This is a genomic window from Phocaeicola faecium (assembly GCF_014837055.1).
Classification (GTDB): domain Bacteria; phylum Bacteroidota; class Bacteroidia; order Bacteroidales; family Bacteroidaceae; genus Phocaeicola; species Phocaeicola gallinarum.
Map to the genome: position 1 here is coordinate 1 of NZ_JACSPQ010000033.1, position 1,323 is coordinate 1,323.

The window sequence follows — 1,323 nt, forward strand, 5'->3', positions numbered from 1 at the left end:
GCATCGGCGCACTGCCCCTGATCGGAGTGCGCAAGGAGCAGATCGATTCGATCCGCTACCTGGCCAGCGGGGCGGAGGTGCCGATCTCCACGAGCTGGACCCACAGCGACTACCCGGATATCGTATTCGCCGATCTGGGAGCCGATCCGGTCCTGCCCGATCCGGTCGACACCGTGTTGGCGGTGAAGCTGCGGTAGCGCAGTGCACCGGCGCGCAACACCGGACATGACACCGCCCTGCGGCACCATGAACGATGGTGACGTCGGGCGTTGTCGACGGTGCCGAATCAGAGCCGGATCGGAACGACGGGTCGGAATCAGTGCAGCTTGCCGTTGCAGGCGAACAGCGCGTGGTTGTCGCCTGCGGCCTTGTTGCGCAGATACTCGTGCACGTAGCCGATGCGCTGCACTGTGCTCGGCATGATCGGCTCGGGCAGGTCGTCCGGATCGAACCAGCCGACCTTCAGGCTCTCGTCGTCGCCGACGAACGGTTCGGCGTTGCCCTCCGGATCGATCTCGCACAGGAACAGGTGATCCATGTACATCGTCCGATCGCCGTTGCCATAGGTGATCACCCGGTTGTCGGATTTGACCGCCACCATGTCGGTGACGACCGCGTCGATGCCCGTCTCCTCCCTGATCTCACGCACGGCCGTGTCGGCCGGTTCCTCGCCCGGCTCCACGATGCCGCACACCAGCGCCCACTTGCCCGTGTCGGAGCGCTGTCCGAGCAGCACCCGCCCTTCGGCGTCGCGCACGTAGGCGGTGATGCCCATCATCCACAACAGGTCATGGCCGATCTTCTCACGCAGCTTCAGCACGAACTCCGGAGTCGCCATCGTTCATCTCCTTAATCGTGTGGGCCTCATCGGAGGAGGCCCACACGCGATCCATCGGTAGGGGTGTTTCGAGCCTATTCGGCCATCGCGGCCATCCAGGCCTCGACATCCTCCACGGTCTTCGGGATGTCCACGGAGATCCATTCGGGGCCGTGCTCGGTCATCAGCACGTCGTCCTCGATGCGCACGCCGATGCCGCGGAACTCCGGCGGCACCAGCAGGTCGTTCTCCTTGAAGTACAGACCCGGCTCGATCGTGAAGATCATGCCCGGGCGGATCTCGGCACCCTGATACGACTCGTAGCGGGCCTGCGCGCAGTCGTGCACGTCCAGACCCAGGTGGTGCGCGCAGCCGCAGGCGTGCCAACGGCGGTGCTGCTGGCCTTCGGGGGAGAGCGACTCCTCCACGCTCACCGGCAGGATGCCCCAGTCGTGCAGACGCTCGGCCAGCACGCGCATGCAGGCGTGGTGGATGTCCGAATAGGT

The 1,323-nt window shown here is 65.3% G+C and carries 3 protein-coding genes; 1 reads left to right on the forward strand and 2 read right to left on the reverse strand.

The features are described from left to right. Positions 1–197: hypothetical protein (locus H9626_RS15675; RefSeq protein WP_225231013.1), on the forward strand; the 197-nt coding region annotated here is incomplete at its 5' end. 119 nt (positions 198–316) lie between these two features. Here H9626_RS15675 and H9626_RS15680 read toward each other — a convergent pair. Next, positions 317–838: an NUDIX hydrolase gene (locus H9626_RS15680; protein WP_191710814.1), complete on the reverse strand. Its 522-nt coding sequence runs from the start codon at positions 836–838 to the stop codon at positions 317–319. 74 nt (positions 839–912) lie between these two features. Next, on the reverse strand, positions 913–1,323 hold a 411-nt coding region (locus tag H9626_RS15685), incomplete at its 5' end, for a M24 family metallopeptidase (protein WP_191710815.1).